Consider the following 1668-nt stretch of genomic DNA (forward strand, 5'->3'; position numbering starts at 1 on the left):
ATCTTCTGAGGTCCTTTCTGCCCGCCATTATGGCCGGCTCAGACCCCAGCTCTTCCATTTATCCGACTGTCCGAATTTCCGGCGCCACCTCTCATTGTTGCAGCCCCGTACGGGAGAAAGCGTCGGCGAGAATCAGGTTCCTAGCTGATTCCGTTTCTTGTTTGATCTGCAAACGGAGTTGCTGGTCAAGCAGTTCACGTTTGAAGTTTGCTAGACGCTGAACCCCTCGGGGCATGGACCTTCGTCGGATGCACCGCCGCGCAGGGCTTGACGTCGCGAAGCGGCCTGGCAGGCGGGTTCGGTGTTTTCCGCATCAATTCGGCTGACGGACTTTCAATCCGGTCCAGTGCGCGGCGAACGCCCACTGGTCGGCGAGTTCCTCGATGGCCTTGTCCGTTGAGCCGGAACAACGCGGTCATCCCGTATCGGCGGTGGTGACGAGGATGGCCGGATAGGTCGTTCCGGATCGGATGTTGTGCAGCGGCGAGTAGGCGAGAAGGTTGCGGAAATCTGCCTCGACGTCCGGAAGGGCGGCGGTGAACAGATCCGGCCGCTGGTTGACGACAGCGCCGATCAGGAGGCCACCGTTGGATTCGCCATGGATGACCAGCCCCTCCGACGACGTGATCCCTTCACCTTCAGGAATTCCCCGGCAGCGCTGAAATCGTCGAAGGTATTCTGCTTGTTCCGGAGGCGGCCCGCATCGTGCCAGGCCTTGCCGTATTCGCCCCCGCCGCGGATGTTGGCGACGGCATAAACGCCCCCCTGCTCGACCCACGCCATCGCGGCCGGCGAATACAAGGGAACCGTGGGAATGCTGAAGCCGCCATAACCGGTGAGCATGGTCGGCGAGGGACCCGTCACATCGACACGACGGACGATGAAGATCGGCACCTGCGTGCCGTCCCTGGGAGAATAGAAGCGCTGCTCCACCACGATGCGGTCGAGATCGACGGGAACCTTGGGCGCGGCCCAGACCGTGCTCGTGTTCGCAGCCACATCGTAGCGGTAGATGCTGGTGGGCGCTTCGTGGCTGGTGAAGACGAAGAAGGCCTCGTCATCTCCCGGGCGGCCAACGAACGGGCTGGTGCTCCCGATGCCGGACAGCTCGACCACGCCGTCAGGGGTTCCATCAAGCTTGTAGCGTTTCACTCCGGCTTTCGCGTCGACCATGTTGATGACGATGATGACGATGATGACGACGAGCCGTCCGCCGACGAGCGCACCGACGCGGAGCACGGCGTCGTCCCTTTCCGGGATCAGCTCGGTGAACACCGGTTCGGGATCGGCGAGGTCGACCGTCACGAACTTGCCGCGCCCCGCTCCATTCTGGGTCGACAGGAAGAGCTTCGTGCCAATGTTGCCGGCAAGCAGCCATGCGTCGTCAAAGGTATCGACGAGCGTCCGGACAGGCCAGTCCGGATCGGTCAGGTCGACCATCGCGAGCCGTTACCGCCCTGCAGCGCCGTCGAAGCGATCACTGTGTATCGTCCGTTCGCGTTGACGTCGACCGTATGAGCAGGGGGTACGCCGCCTCCGGCGCATGAACGAGCCGATCTTCGGCCTGCGGCGTTCCTAGTGCAATGTTCCATTCTGTTTGGAACTTAAGCGGCGGTTGGCACGAATGACCTTCTGTAGGATGTCGCGAGCGCTCTTGGTCCAGATGAA

The 1668-nt window shown here is 62.1% G+C and carries 1 pseudogene; it reads right to left on the bottom strand.

Annotated elements, in window-relative coordinates:
• Positions 1-415: 415 nt before the first annotated feature.
• A pseudogene (locus A3A5_RS41945) lies at positions 416-1440 on the bottom strand (prolyl oligopeptidase family serine peptidase).
• Positions 1441-1668 lie beyond the last annotated feature (228 nt).

The organism is Cupriavidus sp. UYPR2.512 (assembly GCF_000379565.1).
Classification (GTDB): Bacteria; Pseudomonadota; Gammaproteobacteria; order Burkholderiales; family Burkholderiaceae; genus Cupriavidus.